21 protein-coding genes and 1 pseudogene are annotated in these 18,592 nt (G+C 47.7%); 4 read left to right on the top strand and 18 right to left on the bottom strand.

Translation table 11 applies throughout. The features are described from left to right. Positions 1–514 precede the first annotated feature (514 nt). The 10 genes from VF724_RS14975 to VF724_RS14930 form a co-directional block, all read right to left on the bottom strand. Complete coding sequence (locus VF724_RS14975; protein WP_371755055.1) at positions 515–889, bottom strand: hypothetical protein; 375 nt, start codon at positions 887–889, stop codon at positions 515–517. 234 nt (positions 890–1,123) lie between these two features. Then, on the bottom strand, positions 1,124–1,357 hold the full coding sequence (locus VF724_RS14970; protein ID WP_371755054.1) for a cold-shock protein: 234 nt from the start codon (positions 1,355–1,357) through the stop codon (positions 1,124–1,126). A gap of 72 nt (positions 1,358–1,429) precedes the next feature. Then, on the bottom strand, positions 1,430–1,630 hold the full coding sequence (locus tag VF724_RS14965; RefSeq protein ID WP_054817005.1) for a cold-shock protein: 201 nt from the start codon (positions 1,628–1,630) through the stop codon (positions 1,430–1,432). A gap of 330 nt (positions 1,631–1,960) precedes the next feature. Beyond that, positions 1,961–2,329, bottom strand: coding sequence for a hypothetical protein (locus tag VF724_RS14960; protein ID WP_371755053.1), 369 nt, complete (start codon positions 2,327–2,329; stop codon positions 1,961–1,963). Continuing rightward, positions 2,295–2,768 (bottom strand): FAD-dependent oxidoreductase, encoded by a 474-nt coding sequence (locus tag VF724_RS14955; RefSeq protein ID WP_371755052.1) that lies wholly within the window; start codon positions 2,766–2,768, stop codon positions 2,295–2,297. Before VF724_RS14955 ends, VF724_RS14960 begins: the two co-directional genes overlap by 35 nt. Positions 2,769–2,788: 20 nt before the next feature. Beyond that, a complete protein-coding gene (locus tag VF724_RS14950; RefSeq protein WP_371755051.1) occupies positions 2,789–3,532 on the bottom strand; it encodes an SDR family oxidoreductase in 744 nt (247 codons plus the stop codon). Between the two features lie 120 nt (positions 3,533–3,652). Beyond that, positions 3,653–4,225 (bottom strand): TetR/AcrR family transcriptional regulator, encoded by a 573-nt coding sequence (locus tag VF724_RS14945; protein ID WP_371755050.1) that lies wholly within the window; start codon positions 4,223–4,225, stop codon positions 3,653–3,655. A 5-nt stretch (positions 4,226–4,230) separates the two neighbouring features. After that, positions 4,231–4,962 carry an MBL fold metallo-hydrolase gene (locus VF724_RS14940; RefSeq protein ID WP_371755049.1) on the bottom strand — a complete coding sequence of 244 codons (732 nt, stop codon included), beginning with the start codon at positions 4,960–4,962 and terminating at the stop codon, positions 4,231–4,233. Positions 4,963–5,307: 345 nt separating this feature from the next. Beyond that, positions 5,308–5,682 carry a hypothetical protein gene (locus tag VF724_RS14935; RefSeq protein ID WP_371755048.1) on the bottom strand — a complete coding sequence of 125 codons (375 nt, stop codon included), beginning with the start codon at positions 5,680–5,682 and terminating at the stop codon, positions 5,308–5,310. Further along, positions 5,679–5,969, bottom strand: a complete 291-nt coding sequence (locus VF724_RS14930) for a YtxH domain-containing protein (RefSeq protein WP_371755047.1) — start codon at positions 5,967–5,969, stop codon at positions 5,679–5,681. The genes VF724_RS14935 and VF724_RS14930 overlap by 4 nt, the downstream gene beginning before the upstream one ends. 94 nt (positions 5,970–6,063) lie before the next feature. Here VF724_RS14930 and VF724_RS14925 point away from each other — a divergent pair, with 94 nt between their 5' ends. Further along, a complete protein-coding gene (locus tag VF724_RS14925) occupies positions 6,064–6,360 on the top strand; it encodes a Fic/DOC family N-terminal domain-containing protein (RefSeq protein ID WP_371755046.1) in 297 nt (98 codons plus the stop codon). A 72-nt stretch (positions 6,361–6,432) separates the two neighbouring features. Then, positions 6,433–6,687, top strand: coding sequence for a Fic family protein (locus tag VF724_RS14920; RefSeq protein ID WP_371755045.1), 255 nt, complete (start codon positions 6,433–6,435; stop codon positions 6,685–6,687). Positions 6,688–6,908: 221 nt separating this feature from the next. Here the strand turns inward: VF724_RS14920 and VF724_RS14915 are convergent, their stop codons facing one another. From VF724_RS14915 to VF724_RS14900, 4 genes are all read right to left on the bottom strand, one after another. Further along, the gene (locus VF724_RS14915; RefSeq protein WP_371755058.1) at positions 6,909–7,580 is read right to left on the bottom strand and encodes a GNAT family N-acetyltransferase; all 672 of its coding nucleotides are present in this window, start codon (positions 7,578–7,580) and stop codon (positions 6,909–6,911) included. A 217-nt stretch (positions 7,581–7,797) separates the two neighbouring features. Continuing rightward, complete coding sequence (locus VF724_RS14910) at positions 7,798–8,040, bottom strand: hypothetical protein (protein WP_371755044.1); 243 nt, start codon at positions 8,038–8,040, stop codon at positions 7,798–7,800. A 285-nt stretch (positions 8,041–8,325) separates the two neighbouring features. Then, complete coding sequence (locus VF724_RS14905) at positions 8,326–9,051, bottom strand: GNAT family N-acetyltransferase (RefSeq protein ID WP_371755043.1); 726 nt, start codon at positions 9,049–9,051, stop codon at positions 8,326–8,328. Between the two features lie 32 nt (positions 9,052–9,083). Next, entirely contained in the window at positions 9,084–9,941 is an 858-nt protein-coding gene (locus VF724_RS14900) for a carbon-nitrogen hydrolase family protein (RefSeq protein WP_371755042.1), read from the bottom strand. A gap of 145 nt (positions 9,942–10,086) precedes the next feature. Here VF724_RS14900 and istB point away from each other — a divergent pair. After that, positions 10,087–10,754 (top strand): annotated as a pseudogene (gene istB / locus VF724_RS14895) (IS21-like element helper ATPase IstB). Between the two features lie 114 nt (positions 10,755–10,868). After that, positions 10,869–11,021: an NYN domain-containing protein gene (locus VF724_RS14890; protein ID WP_371755041.1), complete on the top strand. Its 153-nt coding sequence runs from the start codon at positions 10,869–10,871 to the stop codon at positions 11,019–11,021. 106 nt (positions 11,022–11,127) lie between these two features. Here the strand turns inward: VF724_RS14890 and VF724_RS14885 are convergent, their stop codons facing one another. The 4 genes from VF724_RS14885 to VF724_RS14870 form a co-directional block, all read right to left on the bottom strand. Further along, complete coding sequence (locus VF724_RS14885) at positions 11,128–13,383, bottom strand: PAS domain S-box protein (protein ID WP_371755040.1); 2,256 nt, start codon at positions 13,381–13,383, stop codon at positions 11,128–11,130. Positions 13,384–13,427: 44 nt separating this feature from the next. Then, positions 13,428–14,291 (bottom strand): CheR family methyltransferase, encoded by an 864-nt coding sequence (locus VF724_RS14880; protein ID WP_371755039.1) that lies wholly within the window; start codon positions 14,289–14,291, stop codon positions 13,428–13,430. A 12-nt stretch (positions 14,292–14,303) separates the two neighbouring features. Beyond that, positions 14,304–17,015 carry a response regulator gene (locus tag VF724_RS14875; RefSeq protein WP_371755038.1) on the bottom strand — a complete coding sequence of 904 codons (2,712 nt, stop codon included), beginning with the start codon at positions 17,013–17,015 and terminating at the stop codon, positions 14,304–14,306. A gap of 271 nt (positions 17,016–17,286) precedes the next feature. Further along, a complete protein-coding gene (locus tag VF724_RS14870; protein ID WP_371755037.1) occupies positions 17,287–18,516 on the bottom strand; it encodes an FAD-dependent monooxygenase in 1,230 nt (409 codons plus the stop codon). Positions 18,517–18,592: the final 76 nt, after the last annotated feature.

Here is an 18,592-nt window from a genome sequence, read left to right as displayed (position 1 = left end):
TTAGGGCAGTGAATGTACAGCATTCCATGACCCAGCATACAGGAGGCGCTTTTTGTTTTGCAAACCGCATTTTAATTCATTACAGGAATAGCTCCTTATAAGGTATTCATAGAATCAACAGCATGAATGGACTTAAACACTAGTTAAAGAGTGGGTTTTGCGAGAAGGATGGAAGATTGCATAAAAAAAGAACCTTCCTGATAGGAAAGTCCTTTGTCCTTTTGATTGCCCAACCTTACTCTGCTGCTATTGTCACAGCTTCAGTTTGATTCTTCATAACGATGTACATCAGCAATGCCATAATCGTGTTGAGTACGAAGAAAAAATCAACCATCAAGTCTACAAAGTATTTTCAACCCATCCGTCAAAAAGCATTTCAACCAAGAAAGAAACAAACAATAAAGGCACAGTAAATAATAATCCCAGTATTGCTGAATAAAAAAATAAAAAGATTGTAGAAACCAATCCATCACGTCTTTTTATTCTAAGAAAACCGATTGCGTGAAGACTAGTTTCATTTGTTCGATCTTCCGCATTGTGAACTGGAAACGGTTCGGATCCGCAGCTTCCCATGCTTCCTTGTTCTGACAGCAAGCGATTCCGCCGCAGGATCATCCTCCACTGCAATGGAATAGCTCGCAGTCGCCTTCATCCCGAACGCGTTCCAATCCTTGACGATCCGCACCTGCTCGGGCAAAAAAATCAACGAGCGGATGACCTGCGCTGAACTTAGTTCCCCACTCGAGAGATCTTCTGTACCGGAGGCCTCTTCTAAGACGCAATTGGCTGTAAAAAGCGTGGCATGGGTCGAACCGCTGCAGTATTTCCATTGCCCGCTGACTTTATATCCGCCATCGGCTTGTACGAATTCCATACTTAAACTATTCATACTCCACCATCCTCGAAAAACCTGAGCAACCCAAAAATCCACATATTGGAGAAGGTGTCATCAGCAGCAAGACAGCCTTTTACAATATGTGAATAAACATCATCCCTCAAAAACAGGCAGGAATCTGCTGGGCATTTTCCTGCAATAGTGCTTGTGCTTTTGATTTTTTCTTAAGGGCTGCTAGACCACAAAAAAATCCCTGTAACAGGGATAGGATAGCCGATTATTGGTGTATTAACGGTTGATTTTGATCCCCTTCTTGAGGAATTTCTGATTTTGATTGGTATTGACGACGATAGGGAGACTTTTCATGCCTTTGATCATCGGAGATTGACACAAATGACAAGTGGGAACGACTTCAAACGCAAAATTATCTCTCATCCAGCCTTTGCAGCCTTCATTTGAACACGACCAGATTTCGGTAATTTCTTTTTCCAACTCTTCATAAGACTTTTTCCGTGAGTACATGGTTAACCTCCCCTTAAGATCAGATGAAAAAAATTGCCCTTAACTTCACGTTAAGGGCAATTTCTCCGGATATTACAGTTTTACGACGTTCTCTGCTTGCGGTCCGCGGTTGCCTTGAACCACATTGAATTCAACGCGTTGGCCTTCGTCCAAAGTTTTGAATCCATCGCCTTGAATAGCGCTGAAGTGAACGAATACATCGTTTCCGCCTTCAACTTCGATAAATCCGAAACCTTTTTCAGCATTGAACCATTTCACTGTTCCTGTTTGCATGGGGTTTACCTCCAAATTGAAATTAATATGGATCTTCTTTATTCTCTTACAAATAAAAAATTCACATATTGCAAAAGGTTCCATCGCTCCACATGATAACCTTTAACAATATGTGAATTGCATCTCAGGTCTTCATTACGACAAATTCATATTAACACACAGCTTTCAGAATAGCAAATGAAATTAAGAAAAAACCATGCAAAAAAGCTCCCTCGCGGGTGCCCGCGCCTTCAATTTCCGCTCCCTGTGCCATACACGGCATATTATTCAACAGGGGATATAAAGAGTTGCTCCATGTATTGATGGACTTGTTCAAACCCCAGCGTATCGCTAATGTTTCTGCCCGGACCAAATCAAATAAATTTCCAAATCATGCTTCCAGCGATCCAGCGCCGCGAGCTTGGATCGTTCCCGCTCCAGATCGGATGAATCGGCTGCAGCCAATAGCAGAGTATGCCGTGTGTCCCGAAGAAATTGGAACAATCGCCGCTCCACACCGTCCGGCCCAACCATCGGGTAAACATCCGGAGCCCGGTCGCCCGCATGCACATGATGCGGCTTCAATTGCTGAAGGAATGTGCGATGTTCCTTCACGATCGGACTTTCCCGATAATGCACCGCAATTTCTGAGATTTGGTTTCGCAAGCGCTTTTGCACCACTTCTTTATTCACCATGAACGGCAGCAGCTGATTTCTCAACGTCTGTGCAATCCCGTTTTTGACGGTCAGCATTTTGAGCATCGTATCGCTCATACGCAAGACCGATTGAGCTACCGGCAGCCGTTCCAGCGGATACGTATCCAATAACGCCAGAGGCTCTGCCTTCGACTAATGCCAGCTTCCAGGCGAGATTGAAGGCATCCTGGATGCCCGTATTCATCCCTTGTCCGCCCGCCGGACTGTGAATGTGCGAGGCATCCCCCGCCAAAAACACGCGTCCGTGCCGGGTCTCTTTCACATGACGAACCATTCGTTCAAGAATTTCCAACGACCGGGCATGAATGGCAAGCGCCTTGGAAAGCGTCGATGGACTTGGCGACTTATCGACAATCCGAACCGAAATGCCATGCCGGGCAAGCTCGCAGGCCATCGTCAATCCAACGGGGCCCGCTCCCGCCACCAATACATCCGCCGCCATAGAAATCCCTCCATTTGGATTTAAATAAATCCCCCGTTCACGCGGAGGGTTTGACCCGTTATCCACTTTGACTCCTCGCCGGCCAAAAACACCACAACGCTCGCAATATCATCGGTTTCAGCCAAACGTCCGAAAGCATTCATTTGGCCGACATGCTTGATTTGTTCCTCCGTTTTTCCGGTTCTGAACAGCTCCGTGTTCACCGGGCCCGGCGCAACCGCGTTGATCGTGATTCCCTTGGGGCCCAGCTCCTTCGACAACTGCCGGGTGAAATGCTCGACTGCTCCCTTAGTGCCTGCGTATACGCTGTAAGCAGGAAACATATGCCCGTTGACCGAAGTGGAGAAATTGATGATTCGGCCATTCCGGCCCATGTGTTTGGCGGCTTGCTGACAAGCAAAGTAGGTTCCTTTTACATTGGTCGCAAACAGCCTGTCGAAATCCTCTTCCGTCACGTCAACGATCGGTTTAGTCAGCATAGCACCGGCGTTATTGACGAGAACATCGATTTGTCCGTAGGCCTCCAACGCTGTTTGAAACAGCCGCTCCACTTCGGACACCCTGCCGATATCCGCTTGAACGGCTATCGCTTCTCCGCCGTCCTTCTTGATTCCGGCAACGACTTCTTCGGCTTTATCCCGACTGCTGGCGTAGTTAATCACGACCTTTGCCCCGTTTCGTGCGAGCTCCTCCGCGATATTGCGCCCGATCCCTCTGGATGCGCCTGTTACCAAAGCCACTTTTCCCGCAAGCTTGCTGCCCATTCAAATCCCCCTCCGATTAATTTTTGAATTTAACCGCTCATCAAATTTTCGAGAGTTCCGCACTGACGGCACACATCATTTCCATTATATCTCAATGGAAGAATTTGTGTTGAGTAATCCTCAAATCTTCGCATAAAGCGAATGAATTCCCGCAAGAAAAGTATCGATGAGCAGCCGAAAGCTTGTATCCAAATCCAGCGGCATCCCAAAGCCGCCCTGCTGCTCGATGGATGCAAAGCCGTGCAGAAGGCTGCGAAGCCCGCGTATCGTATGAATGGCCGCTGCACCTTCAAGTCCGTAACCTTGCAGAACGCCAAGAACGACATTCACCGTTCCTTCGGCCGCAGCCTTCACCTGCTCATCCTCCAGATCAGGCAACCGGTGGGTCGCCTCATACAATCCGGGATGCTCCCGGACAAAGCCAAGATAAGCTCTTGCAAGCGAGCGTACGGCATCATCCTTTGTTTGACCGGCGGCGGCCCTGGCCAGCGTATCCGTGAGCCGGTTCATCCCATAGATTGAAAGCTGTTTGCGGATTCCGGGCAATCCGCTCACATGGTTATACAGCGAAGGTGTGCGAACCCCCAGCTTTTGGGCAAGTGTAGCCAATGTCACCTCATCCAATCCCTGGACGTCGGCAATTTCTGCAGCGGCCAGTAAAACGATTTGTTGATCCAGGCCTGCTCGCGCCATTAAAGTCAGCTCCTTTGCAAGTTGTTGTGTCGTGCGAGATTCCGGTTTGCGTCGGCTATTGCCCGATCCATCATTTGACCCGGCTGCTCAAGCCAATCTCCGTGCCCCACGGCAAGCAGCGAGGGACTTATATCCCGCAGCTTTCGCGCGCTTTCCAGCGCCTTCTCTTTATTCCATGTGGCCATAGCGGGGAAAGGGAACCACGGCCGGATCTGTCCGGAAACGGCGATTCCTCCCCGGGTTTGAAAAGCGTCGCCGGCAATTAACGATCCGTTCCGGATGTCGAGAAACGCCATCGATCCCGGCGTGTGTCCGGGAGCCGCCATCGCTGACAACGAACCAATCCGGTCGCCCTCCTGAAGCAGGATGTCCGCCCGTGTCTTTAATTGAGCGGGAACGCCGCCGCGTATTCTGGTGGACGGTTCGCCTGGCTCCAAGGTGCGATCCCCGGCCAGCAACCGGGCGTCCCGCTTGGAGATATGAACCGCCGCCTCCGGCAATGCCTGTTTGAGCGCATCGAGCGCACCGACGTGATCATAGTGGGCATGAGTCAAAACGATGCGCATTATCGGTTTCCCGATCTGCCGGGCCGCCTGCAAAATCGCTTGAGCGCTATTGGGCAATGCCGCATCGATCAACGTGAAACCATCCTCCTCCTCGACAAAGTAACAGTTCACCGGGAAAAACCTCGGCATAAAGGTGAGCTGATAAACCGTTTGTGCTTGAAGCAATCTCATGCCCAATCCTCTCCTTATTTTTTGGTGGCACATAAAGCCGCTGCAGCCGATATGAAGATTTGCAGCCTTGATCCCCAGCATCGGCTCATCACCTTCACCCAAGAAATGTAAACTAATGTTATTAGTTTTTATCATAACTAATACAATTAGTTTTGTCAACAGGGCAGACAGTACAAAAAAAGCACCCATAAATCAGATGCTTTCTGTTTCCATACCGCTATGTCGTTTCTTAAGGAGCAACCAGTTTCATTGTCTGCGCACTTGCAGCATTCTACGAGTCTTCCATCCGTCCAAACAACGGCAAAAAAGTCATCGTTTCATTCGGATAACGACGACCTTTTTCTGTCATTTCAACTTCTCTTTTAAATATTTCCCTATCCAAACGGCGGCCTTCAACAGATCGTTCCAGGGTACTGCATCCCATCCCTGACGCCCGAACCTGTCTTCATGACGAGCGGCGGCGTTATAATGATTTCCGAGCGCTTCTTTAACTGTATACATCTCTGATGCCCATAGTTCGCTCATCGTATCCGCATTTTTCAAAAGAGCTTCCGCATGATTGATAGCGGAAGAAAGCGGCTGTCTGCTTTCGTTCAAAAGTCCCTGAACCGTTTTCAGCAAGTATGCTGCGCGAACCAGGAAATAAATAAGATAGATTAATGCCGCTATGCCGCACAAAACTAGTATAACCTGTAACAATGCCAATACATCCACTGTCATTTTTCATCCCCGCTTATACCGGATTTAATCTGCTCGTCCATTTCAGTCTGATGATTGCCATATTTGGACTTTCGGCTTATGTGGGCCATCCCTTCCTGAATTAAGCCGGATGTTTCGTCCATCACTTTTTTGCTTGATTCAACCAACTTCTGACGAGCCTCTCTGCCGTTCACGGGAGTAAGCAAAACCGCGGCAATGCCGCCCAAAACCGTGCCAATGGCAACGCCTTTTAAAGTGTTTCTCCTTAGCTCCTGACGCCTGCGTTTTTCCGAAATGAAGATTCCCATGTTCATACCGCCCTTCAATTTTATCAGGTCATGCTTGATGTATCGTCTGGGTTATTCTCAATGTATCACCGATGGGATTGGCTAACTATGACAAATGTCATATTTTTCTGCAATCAAAATTGGCTTTTTTGTTCATAAAACAGAGGATTGCAATGACAAAAGCCCCTTTTCACCCGAATATCTACCACTTGCCTCCGAGAGAATCGACCAGCTTTTTTTCATCAGAGAATTAATCGAAGCTAACAAAAAAGTGGCTCAATATCAAGTACTGCTTCAAAACACGAAGCTGCAATCGCAATTACTACTAAATCCTGTAATGCTTCATGAAGCAGTTCAATCCACAAAAATTGAAGGTACTCAAAAGTCACCCTGGATGAAGTTCTTGAAGTAGAGGCACAAAAGCAGTCGTTCTCCCGGTGAATATAGAAAAATTCAAATCTTTATCGGACCGGCAGGCTGTACTATGGATACAGCAACTTACATCCCTCCGGAACCTCAGTTAGTGGATAAAACTCAGTTAGTGGATAAATGCATGGAGAATCTTGAATTTTACATCAACGAACCCAAAGACGATCTTGACGAGCTTATTCGGGCTGCCATCATTCACGCGCAATTTGAAACCATTCATCCATTCCTTGATGGAAATGGAAGGATTGGCCGAATTTTAATTCCGCTTTATCTGTTTAATAAAAAAGTGACCTGTACGAGAACGATTTGAAGATGGCTCAATCTTTAATTAATAGCAGCGGCGTCAAAGACTTATTTTCTCTGATGGCAAAATGAGATCAAAGACCTATTACTATTATAATCTTCTTGACAAGCTGCGTTAGAACTCTTGATTTTACCCGAGATATACAAAAAGGACACCATCAAGGTGTCCCGGGTATGAAGGCGAAACGCGGTGAGGCAAATCGTCATCCGCCAAAGAGCATGCAATCTTTAAATCGGCCGCAGCGCAACCGCTTCTTTCGCTCCCAAATCCTCAACCATCTCGATCCAAGCCCGCGGCTTGTTCGGCAATACGGCATAGTAGCGTTTCAGAAACCGCACAATCAAGCCGGCCGGCAGTTCTTCGAAATGATCGTTCATCGGAAGAAAGCAGAGATCGAGACCGGAGACGGCCTCGCCGTCATTATTCCAGGAAGGATGAACATACGGGAAATCGATCCGTTTGAAACCCAAATGGGACAAGACCTCGCGCCGTACATATGGGTCCATCGGCTTCACCCCGCCGAATTCATAATGCCCGACCCGGTAAGGGTCGTATATTTCGGCAAACATACCCGATAACCGTTTTCCATTCGCTTCGGCCAAGGAAAGCAAATCTTCCCGCCGATTTTCGGCCAAAAAGCGGCCGATCCCCAGCCCCGCTTGTCCGATGATCGTGAAGTCGGTCATCGCGACATTGAAATCCTCATAATAACGGTACTCCGTCGCTCCGACAACGTTCCCTTCATAAACAGCGACAAATACCCGGATTCCGGAGTCCTTCAGAGGCTCCTTCCACAGATCGAATTCCAATACTTCCTCGGGTGGAAATACATTCTGCATCAATTGATGCATTTGTTTAAACAAAGGATCTTCGATCCCGGTAATCCTCCGATACTCCATCTTCATTTATATACCCATTCCTTTCGCTTCGCTCAAGGCACAAAACGGGATGAAATCCGTTCGCTTTGAGCGATTTTTTTGTATTCTTAAGTTACAGGGATACCGGTGCACACAAATCACGTGGAGGTGAGTGGGCCACCTTTATTCGGGTGACCGCATTTAGCTGGGCAATCAGTCAATGCTGGATTATCCCTGTACACCCTAGAAAGGAGAACTCCTATGGCTTTACCGCTTCAAGCTGACGAACTTTTCGTCGAGCGAGAAGAATCGGCTTCAGAACAGCCTGACTGTTTCCAACATTCAGCTTGGAAATGTCGTTTCGGATACGTTCGGCAAAAGTTCCATGAATATCATTGACAGGTTGCTGGACGATCCACACGATACGTCTTTTGACCTCGAACCGCTCATTCACGGCTCCATGAAAATCAAGGTCATGGACGTGTTCCCAACAGCCAAGCATTTGTGCTCCTGGGCAGGACTTACCCCCACGAAGCCATCATAGCTATTGCCCGAATGCTGTTAACGGCCATCTATCATATCTTGAAGAACAAAGAACCCTATAACCCTGATTTGTATAAAAAATCCGACATTCGTCCAGTTGACCGTAAAATTACGGTTGAACAAGCGATTTCCTTTGGCAAAAACGCAAGGGTAGCGGATTATGGCGGCTGCAAACGGATTCCCTCATCCGTTAAAAGTAATCATTTTCCAATTAGTCGTCTTGTGTACGGCTTATTTGACATGTTCATTTACTGTATTGAGTACGTTTGTTGAGGATTTCAGACTTATCCCTCCGTTCAAATCTTCGCGTAAAAAAAGGGTTTTTCCATTCCATCAGGACGGAATAATTGCACGATTCCTCATCCTCCAAATAGTCAGCCGCCACTTTAACGGGCGTTCGTCCGCAGCGAAGCAGGAAGGTAATGACAGGGTCGGCCAACTCGCCTTTGATGACCGCTTCAAGATATTGCTCCGCCGACATTTCACCGGCTTTTTTATGATAGCCCGGCATTCGGCCTCCGCCCAACAGCCGCTCCAAGCCCTTGTGCACAACGACGTCATACATCGACAGCATCAGCCATTTGCCCAATCCCAGCTTGCGGTAGGACGGACGCACGCTGATATCGACGACATAGAGCGTATTCCCGTGCGGGTTATGATTGCGAATGTACCCGTCATCCGTGATCTCGCTCCATGTATGTGCCGGATGGTTCGGATCATGGTCAACCAACAAACCTGTCATCGAGCCGGCAATTTCCCCGTTGACCTCGATACACAAGGCACCTTCCGGGAACAAGTCCACATGATTGCGCAATTGTTCCGGGCTCCACCATAATTCCGACGGAAACGGCGGAGGAAAGCTTTCCTGTTGAATGCGAATCAAGCTTGAAAAATCGCTTTCCCGATAATTTCGGATGACCGTCGGAACCGGACGTTCCCTGTCAAACACGTAGATTTCTTTCCGATACATCCTTCCCCCTCCATGACCTCAAACCCTTCTTCTTATTTCCAATCCGGATACAGATCAATACGCCTGTCGCGCCACGTGGTGACAGCACCCTTTTCCCGAACCTGAACCAACAGTTCCAGATCCAGATCGGCAGTGACCACCATGTCATCGTTGATTTCCCCTTCGGCCAAAATGCCGCGCGGCGGAAACGGAATATCGTTCGGCGCAATCACCGCGGCCTGCCCGAAGTTGGCGCGCATAAAGTTCACTGTAGGCAGGGAGCCTACGGTACTCGCGCTCACCACATATATCTGGTTTTCAATCGCCCTCGCATGGCTGGTATAACGGACACGGTGAAATCCATGACGGTCATCGGTGCAGGTGGGATTGAAAATGACATCCGCCCCCCTGGCCCTGGCGATTCTGACGATTTCCGGAAACTCGATGTCGTAGCAGGTAATAATGGCAATCTTTCCTTTCGCCGTTTCGAATACCTGCAGGCTGTCACCCGGAGTCAGCTTCCATTCCTTGACCTCCGTCGGCGTAATATGAAGCTTCGCCTGTTCCTCGACCCGGCCGTCCGGATAGAACAAATGAGCGGTGTTGTACAAACGGTCTCCTTTGCGGATGACATGGGTTCCCCCGATAATATGCATATTGAATTGTCCGGCAAAATTCACAAATAACGTCCGGTATTGATCCGTAAAATCCGGCAAATTTTGGATGGACAGGGCCTGTCCTCGATCATTCCCAATCGACAATAATTGAGTCGTAAAAAATTCGGGAAACAGAACAAACTCGGCCCCGAATTCTTCAGCCGTTTTGATATAATGTTCCACTTGTTTGGCAAATTCGTCAAACGATCGGATCGAATGCAAATGATATTGGACTGCCGACACTCTTAGTTTCATGGCGCCTCCTTTTGCCGGTAAAACGAGTTGTAATGGACAATACCGATATTATTAGCCATATCCTTCATTTATGCAAGCAGGTGTTTTTATTTAATGCGGTAGAATCGACATTTTTGCCTTTTTACGGCAACTGCAGGACCCGCAAATGAACGATCTATCGTTTGAGCAACGCTTCAGTTTACTTGTCGATCATCAATGGACGGAACGGCAAAACCGGCAAATCAGTCGGCTGCTTCGCGCCGCCAAGCTGAAAATTCATGCCAGTCCGGAGGACATTGACTACCGCACGCCCAGAGGGCTTGATCGTGCTTTATTCCGCCAATTGCTGACCGGTCAATGGCTCACGTCTCATCACAACCTGCTCATTACAGGACCGACGGGTATCGGCAAAACGTATCTGGTCTGCGCATTAGCTACTGCCGCATGCCATCAAGGGTTTCAAGTCCGCTATTACCGGATGTCCCGGCTGTTCCAAGAAATCATGCTGACCAAGGGTGACGGCACCTATGGGAAACTGGCAGGGGAATTGACCAAGGTCGACCTCTTAATCCTGGATGACTGGGACTGGCCCCGCTCGGAGCTGCAGAGAGCCGAGAATTACTCGATATTCTGGATGATCGCGTATCGATCCATTCGACTTGCTTAGCCAGTCAATTGCCGGTCGATTTATGGCACCAACACTTTGCAGATCCGACGCTCGCCGACGCCATCTTAGACCGACTTATCCATCGGGCCTACCGTCTTCCTCTGAATGGAGATTCGATGAGAAAGGTGCTCGCCACCTTGCCAACCGATGGAAAATCTGGTATGTAAGATATGAGCTACCTTGAGGGGGCAGAACTGGCTAAGAATTTCCGGAACAAGTGGCTAAGCTTTTTCGGAACAACTGACCAATCATTATCGGATTGACTGACCAATGTTTCCGGAATGCGCAATGTTGCGTGGCTTTCGAGTAGAAATACAGTGGACAAAATTATTCTTGTAACTGGTGATACCGATTTAGTTCCAGCAATGAAATTTGCAAGAAGAGAAGGCGTACAAGTGGTTATCGTTAATATACGGCAGGGATTTACTCTTTAATGTGCCGCGTTTATTCGCTGACGCTTTCCCTTTCCCCCCTCCGAGAGATATAAACGAGCACCCAATCGCGCAATCGAAGCAGATTCAACCGTAAGTTTTGCTACATTCAGATCTCCGCCCGGAAGAGGACGAGAAAGGCAGTTCCCCAAGGGCCCGTATCCACATCGATCACCGCGTTATGTCTGGCGGCTACGCTGTAGCAGATAGCCAGCCCCAGTCCCGTTCCTTGTTCCTTCGTCGTGAAGAAGGGAGTCCCGAGCTTTTCAAGGAGTTCCTGTTTGATCCCGGATCCCTCATCGCGAATCTCCAGCATAACCCCCTGCGGATCGGCATTTGTGATTATGGACAATTTGCCTCCGGAAGACATGGCTTCCAGTCCATTGATGGCAAGATTCAAGATCATTTGGCGAATATCTTTTTCATCCAAATCCAACAAAGGACAATTTCCCAATTCAAGCGAGACCGTCTTGCCGGATAATAAAGCTTCTGCCTGGATTAAAGGGAAGAGCGCTTCTATGATGGCATTGAGACTTTGAAATCTCCGGTCGGTTGTCTTGTTTCTGGCGAGCGAAAGAAATTCGGTAATGATGCCATTGGCCCGATCCAGTTCTTTTACCATTAAATCGATATGCTCCGGAGACGGTCTGGTTTTGGAAATTTGTAAAAAACCGCGGACGGTGGTCATCGGATTTCTGATTTCATGGGCAATTCCGGCGGCCATTTCACCAACCAGATTCAAACGGTCCAAGCGGGCCATTTCTTTCGTCAACAGAGATTTTTCCGTAATATCGGTGATCACGCTCAAGATGCAGGCTTCTCCTTGAATCTCGATGACTTCGGTCGAAAGCAGGCCTTCCCGCTTTTCCCCGGATTTGGTCAGATAAGTAATCTTGGCGTTGCGAACGGATCTTTCAAGCTCCAAAAGCCCTGAAGTTGCCGTATTACCCCCTGGATCCGCAGCGATCTGCAGCAAGTTTGAGGTTTGTTGCAGGACTTCTTCATAACCGTATCCCGTATGCTGCAGCCAGCTTTCGTTCACATCAAGATAACGGCTGTCCTGAAGCGACCTTATGGCAAGAAGGCTTGGACTGGACTCGATAATTTTGCGAAATCGTTCCTCTGATCGAAGAAGATCCTGTTCCATACGCTTGCGTTGTGTAATGTCGCTGAAATAAACGGAAAGTCCGGTTTCGGATGGATAGGCATGCACCTCAAGCCACCGATCCGAGTCAGGCATCCGTATTTCAAAATGCACGGGTATCCGCTGATCCATCGCTGTATGGAATTCTTCATAAATGTTGCGGAACGATGGGACGTCAATATCCCACAAGCTTTTTCCGATTAACGCTTCTCTCTTTTCACCAATCTTCCGTTCGGCCTCCTGATTCAGATAAGTAAACCGCCATTGTTTATCTACAGCCAGAAAAGCATCGCTGATGCTTTCAAGAATGCTTTCATTACGTCGATTGGAATTTTTCAATTCAAGCGTGCGTTCTTCAACCAGCTTTTCAAGCTTGTCATACTGTTGTTTTCGCTCTTCCTCCATCAGCTTTCGATCCGTAATGTCGCGGATCGAACAAACGAAAATATGCTGATCCTCGATTCGTGCTGCACCGAGTTGAATGTCTGCGGGAAAGCGGCTGTTATCTTTGCGTACGGCTACGGTTTCCCATATCTTTCCGCAGTCATGCCGAATCAACGGATCGAAAAGCGGAAGAAGCCGCATAACAGGAGATCCCGGCAGTTCATCGGTTTGATATCCAAACATCGTTTGAACGGCAGGATTGACGGTTAGGATCAGTCCCTGTTCATTAAAAGTCACAAACGTATCAATCGAGGTTTCGCCGATTATACGCGACAGCGCTTCAGCTTTGCGCAAATCCGAGGCCACCCGGATTAATTGTTCGTTGGTCTTTTGAAGTTCTAACGCTTGCTGCCGCAGCAATTCGCCTTGAAACTTGATTTGTTCGCGATATTGGTGGATTTTTACGAAACCTTCAACCTTTGATCGCAGTGTTTCCGGATCGAATGGTTTGAAAATATAGTCAATTGCGCCGACAGAGTAACCTTGCATGACATGATCAGGCGCTTGGCTGATCGCGGTAATAAAAATAATCGGAACATGTGTCGATATCTTTCTTTTCTTGATGAGCTTGGCAGTTTCAAAGCCGTTTAATCCCGGCATTTGCACATCTAATAAAATAATGGCAAAGTCGTTTTGCAGGATATGCTTGAGCGCCTCCAAGCCGGAATTCGCCCTAACCAGATTATATTGGGGTGAGGCAAGAACCGCTTCCAATGCAAGCAAATTTTTGGGATTATCATCCACGATCAAAATGTTTGTTTTCTGCTCCTGCATCATTGTCCACATTCCCCTATGTATTTTGTTCCACCGCTTTTTCCAAGCTATTTAATCTTGCTGTACAGCCTTTCCGAAGAATCAATCTCTTCATAACAGTGGGAGCGGGAGGTAAAGGCAATCGCTTCTTTATTCCCAAGCCCCAGAATCCCCGACAAACCGAGACTATCGTACAACAATGCGTGAACATGATTTTGCAAAGGTTTACTGAAATAAATCATTACATTTCTGCAGACGATGACATGAAATTCATTAAATGAACGATCCGTCACCAGATTGTGTTGGGCAAAAACGGTATTTTCCCTAAGAAACGCATGAAACACAACACTCTCATGTTTAACCGTATAGTATTCGGAAAAACTCCTAGTGCCCCCCGCAGCAAGATAATTTTTGGTAAATTCCTGCATCCGTTCCAAAGGAAAAACGCCCGTTTCCGCCTTTTTCAAAAAGTTTTCATTCATATCTGTCGCATAGATACTCGTCTTATGGAATAGTCCCTCCTCATGCAAAAGAATAGCCATGGAGTAAACCTCCTCACCCGTAGAGCATCCCGCATGCCAAATCCGGATAAAAGGAAGGTCTCTCAACAGTGGAACGACCTTGTTTCGAAAGGCTTGAAAAAAACCCGGATCGCGAAACATTTCAGTAACATGAATTGAAAAATCCGAAAATAATTTCTCCATAAGTCGGGGGTCATGCAGCACCTTTGCCTGCAAATCGGATATGCCGATTAACTTTTCGATCCGAATACGATGCCAAACTCTCCGCCTGATGAAGGAAAAGGAATAGTCTCGAAAATCAAATCCGTATCGCCGGAAAATGCCTTCCAGCAAAAGCTGGATCTCAATTTTTTCAACCTCGCCGCATTCTTCCAGCGTATTCTCCCACAAATTGTTCAGTTGTTCGTACATATGAGTTCCCACCTATTTATACAACCATACTTGCAAAAGTGAAAACAGCTGGTTCAAATTGATCGGTTTGCTGATATAATCGGATGCCCCCGCATCAATGCATTTATCCCTGTCTGTCTTCATCGCCTTTGCCGTCAGCGCGATGATCGGCAAGCTTCGATATTCGGGAATTTTGCGAATGGCGCGCATCGCCTCATACCCATCCAGTTCAGGCATCATGATATCCATCAGGATCAGATCGATATCCGGATGATTCATCAGTGTCTCAATTCCTTCCCTCCCGTTTTCCGCAAACACAACCTGCATATGATGACGCTCCAACGCGGTAGTCAAGGCGAAAACATTGCGCATATCATCGTCTACAACCAATATTTTTTTTCCTTTGAACGGATCCGGATGCACGGCGGGAGGCGGGAGCTCTTCAAGAAGCCCGGCTGCAGCCTCAGCAGCTGAGATTCGGCTTTCAGTTTCCGCTCCGGAAATTGAAATCGGCAAATAAAGCGTAAAGGTGCTGCCCTTGCCTTCAATACTATAAAGATCAACAAACCCGCCCAACAGTTCGGCGGTTGCCCTGCAGATGGCCAGCCCCAAGCCTGTACCCCCATATTTTCTGCTGGTTGTTCCATCGGCTTGCTGGAACGCTTCAAATATAAGGCTTTGTTTCGCTTTGGGAATTCCTATCCCCGTATCGGCAACGGAAAAAGCAATTATTCCCTCTGAATTTTCGCTGATATGACCGATATGCCGATCGGCCAAGATCTCGTTGCCCGCTTTATGAATATGGAGAAGGACTTGTCCCCGGTCGGTAAACTTAAAGGCATTTGACAGCAAATTGATCAGGATTTGCTGCAAACGGTACACGTCGGTGCGAAATGTTTCCGGGAGATCAGGATCCAGCCGAATCTCATATTGAATTCCTTTTTCACCAGCAATGGGCAGGAAATGACGTTCTGCAAACACCGCTACATCGGAAAGTGCAACTTCCTCCAGATTTATATCCATCTTTCCTGCTTCCACTTTGGATAAATCCAAAACATGGTTGATCAAATTCAACAGATCGTTCCCGGAAGAGAAGATGGTGTTGACATACTCTAATTGTTTGGGTGTGAGGTTTCCTTCCGTGTTTTCGAACAGCATTTGCGCCAAAATCAGCAGACTGTTGAGCGGCGTTCGCAATTCATGGGACATGTTGGCAAGAAATTCAGATTTATATTGTGAACTTAATGCCAGCTGCCGAGCATTCTCTTCAAGCTCAACCTTTACTTTTTCCAATTCCCTGGTTTTCAGTTCGGAATTTTGATTTTGCTCTTCCAGTTTTTCATTAATGCTTTTCAATTCTTCCTGCTGTAATTGAAGTTCCTCGGATTGACTCTGAAGCTCTTCCGTCAAGGTTTGCGATTTCTGCAGCAATTTTTCCACCCGCATGTGGTAGGCGATGCTTTTGATCGTAACTCCGAGATTGCCGACAATCTGTTGAAGAAGTGCCTCGTGCAAAGGGCTGAAGGATTCAAACGACGCGAATTCAACCACCGCCAGCACCTCATTCTCAAATTCTACCGGCAGAATCAATATCGCATTGGGTGCTGCCGTTCCGAGACCGGAGCTGATTTGAATATAGTTTTCGGGAACATGCCGAAGCAGAATCATCCTGTTCTCAGACGCGCATTGTCCGACAAGACCTTCTCCATACCGAAATCCGTCCGTGCCGACTTGCTGGCCATTGTCTGCATAGGACGCCAATTTGGAAAGGCGACGCTGATCGCCCTCTCCCTGTTTGATGTAGAAAACACCGTAGCCTGCAGCAACCAGAGGCGTTACCCTCGTAATAAATAATTGCGCCAAGGTATGCAAATCCTGAACCCCTTGGTACATGGTCGTAATCTCTGCAAGCTTTGTTTTCAACCAGCTTTGTTCCTGAATCGTGTGGTTAAATTGTTTTTCCTGCTCGGCGTGTTCTTCCAGCTTCTGTGCCATATTATTAAAGGCTGCGGCAATTTCCCCGATTTCATCTCCTGATACAAGCTCCACCCGGGGAAATTTATCAGTCGGGCCATCAGCCGTACTCGCAATGACAGATGTAATCTTGTTCAGATTGCCCACGATGCTCTGTATCACCCAAATTGTAATCCCCGCCCCGATCAGCAGGGCTGCAATCACCAAAGCGACAAAAATATTGGCAGCTTGATGATAGGATTCATTCGATTGAAGAAGTGCGGTGTCCATCTGTTTTTCTTGATAACTCTTCAATTCTTCAATGGTTTGATATAAATCGGATCGGATCTGCTGAGAATCAGTGAATTTTTGCAACGCCTCCGCTCTTTTGCCCGCTTTGGCCAATTCCACGATTTGTCTTTCGACCTGTGCATGTGTATTGTTCAGCAGCTTTAAATCGGTAATCAATTGCTTGGCACGATCCTGGGTAACACTCTCCGCCAGCGTGTCCAGCGCCGCCTCAGCATTATGTCTTGATTTTTGAATGAAATCAATATTCTGCTCCATCCTGTCAGGATTATTTTCTATTAATAAATTAATTAAACCCGTACCCATATTATTGCTTTCATATCGAATCACGGTAGCCAGCTTCACTTTCTCGTACCGGTTGCTGACGATTTCGTTCATATCCCGGTCCATGCCGTTCAGTATATTCATAGCAACGCTCAGCAAAACCGTCATTAGCAATACAACCGACCCAAATCCCAAGTACAGCCTTGTTTTATATTTCATCTTACGTACCTTCCCCAGCTTTTTTTGGTAAAGTTTTGATATGACAAAAATTTCGAGAAATCGACCTGTAATTCCTTCCTTTCCCAATCAAAAAATATCGAAATTCGAAAAAAAGCCAGCTGAGCCGTAACTCAGTTGGCGTTCCTTTCCCAAATACCGTAAAGGCCGTGATGGTCGCAATGCTGCACGAAACAAAAGAAAAGATCGTGAACGAACTGACCAAACCGGCAGCAGGTTCACGATCTTTTTTACGCAGCTATTTAATTGCAGCTTACCTGCTCGACTTGAGCGGCGACAAATCTGGATAACGTTTGGAATAGAGCCAATCTACGTGGCTGACGTCAAAACTGTCGCGCCGGGAGAAAATGCTGTTGCGCAATAAAATTGCAATCGGATCAGCCGCGTGGATGATCTCTCCCCATAGGCGGGCATTGGTCTGAACGCTCGCCGAGCGCGGAATCCTGTCCGCTTGGTATTCCTTGAAGGCAGTAGCATAATCATCGCCATATTTATGGATCATATTCGTTAAGTGAGCGACATCCTCCAACGCTGCAATGCCGCCTTGGGCCATATACTGCAACATCGGATGCGCTGCGTCGCCAAGCAAGGTTACGCGGCCGTTTGTCCAATTGGAGATCGGAGTGCGGTCCCACATCGCCCAGCGGAATTGACGGGAGATAAAGGAAACGGCACGCTGTACATAAGAGCAAGCATTTGCAAAACGTTCGTCCATCTCTTCCGGTGTACCCCAATCATTGGCTTTCCAGTCATCCGCACCCGATTTATATTTAAAGCTTTTGAATACCACGACCTGATTGTACAGCTCTCCGCGGCGAACCGGGTATTGAACAAGGTGAAGGTGGGGGCCGATCCACATGATCACATCGTCCGGATCCGTTCCCGCCGTCTCGACGACCTCTTCCATCGGAATCGTACCGCGGTAGGCCACATACTGCGAGCAAACCGGATGATCATCGCTGACCAATTTGCGCGTTTTGGAATGAATCCCATCGGCCCCGATCACTGCATCGGTTTCATAAATAGTTCCGTCCGTCAAAGTAACTTGAGCCCGATCCCCCAAATCCTCAACCTTTTCCACTTCACTGTTCGTCAGCATGGTAATGCCGCCCTTCGCTTCACAAGCTTCATAAAGCACTTTGTGCAAATCGGCGCGATGCAGCACAATGTAAGGATGGCCATACCGCTTGAGGAAGGCCTCTCCCAAATCAAGAGCGGTTAATTCCTTTCCGGTAAACGCATCCATCAGAACCAGACGTTTCGGAAAAACCGCGAATTTGCGGATTTCATCCATGACTCCCAGTCTTTCCAAAACAGCCGTACCATTGGGGGCCAGCTGAATACCCGCACCCACTTCGCCAAACTCGGGCGCCCGTTCCAAAACATACGATTCGCGTCCGGTTTCCGCAAGACCCAAAGCTGCCGCAAGACCGCCAATGCCGCCGCCTACGATTACAAACGGAGCTTTTTTTACATTCGTCATATTAGAATCTCCCCCCGGTAATTGTTGGATCATGGAATGAGCGGCTTAAACTCATCCTTCACTTCTTGATAGCCTT

Source organism: Ferviditalea candida (assembly GCF_035282765.1).
GTDB lineage: Bacteria > Bacillota > Bacilli > Paenibacillales > KCTC-25726 > Ferviditalea > Ferviditalea candida.
This window is presented reverse-complemented; position numbering and strand designations above follow the sequence as displayed.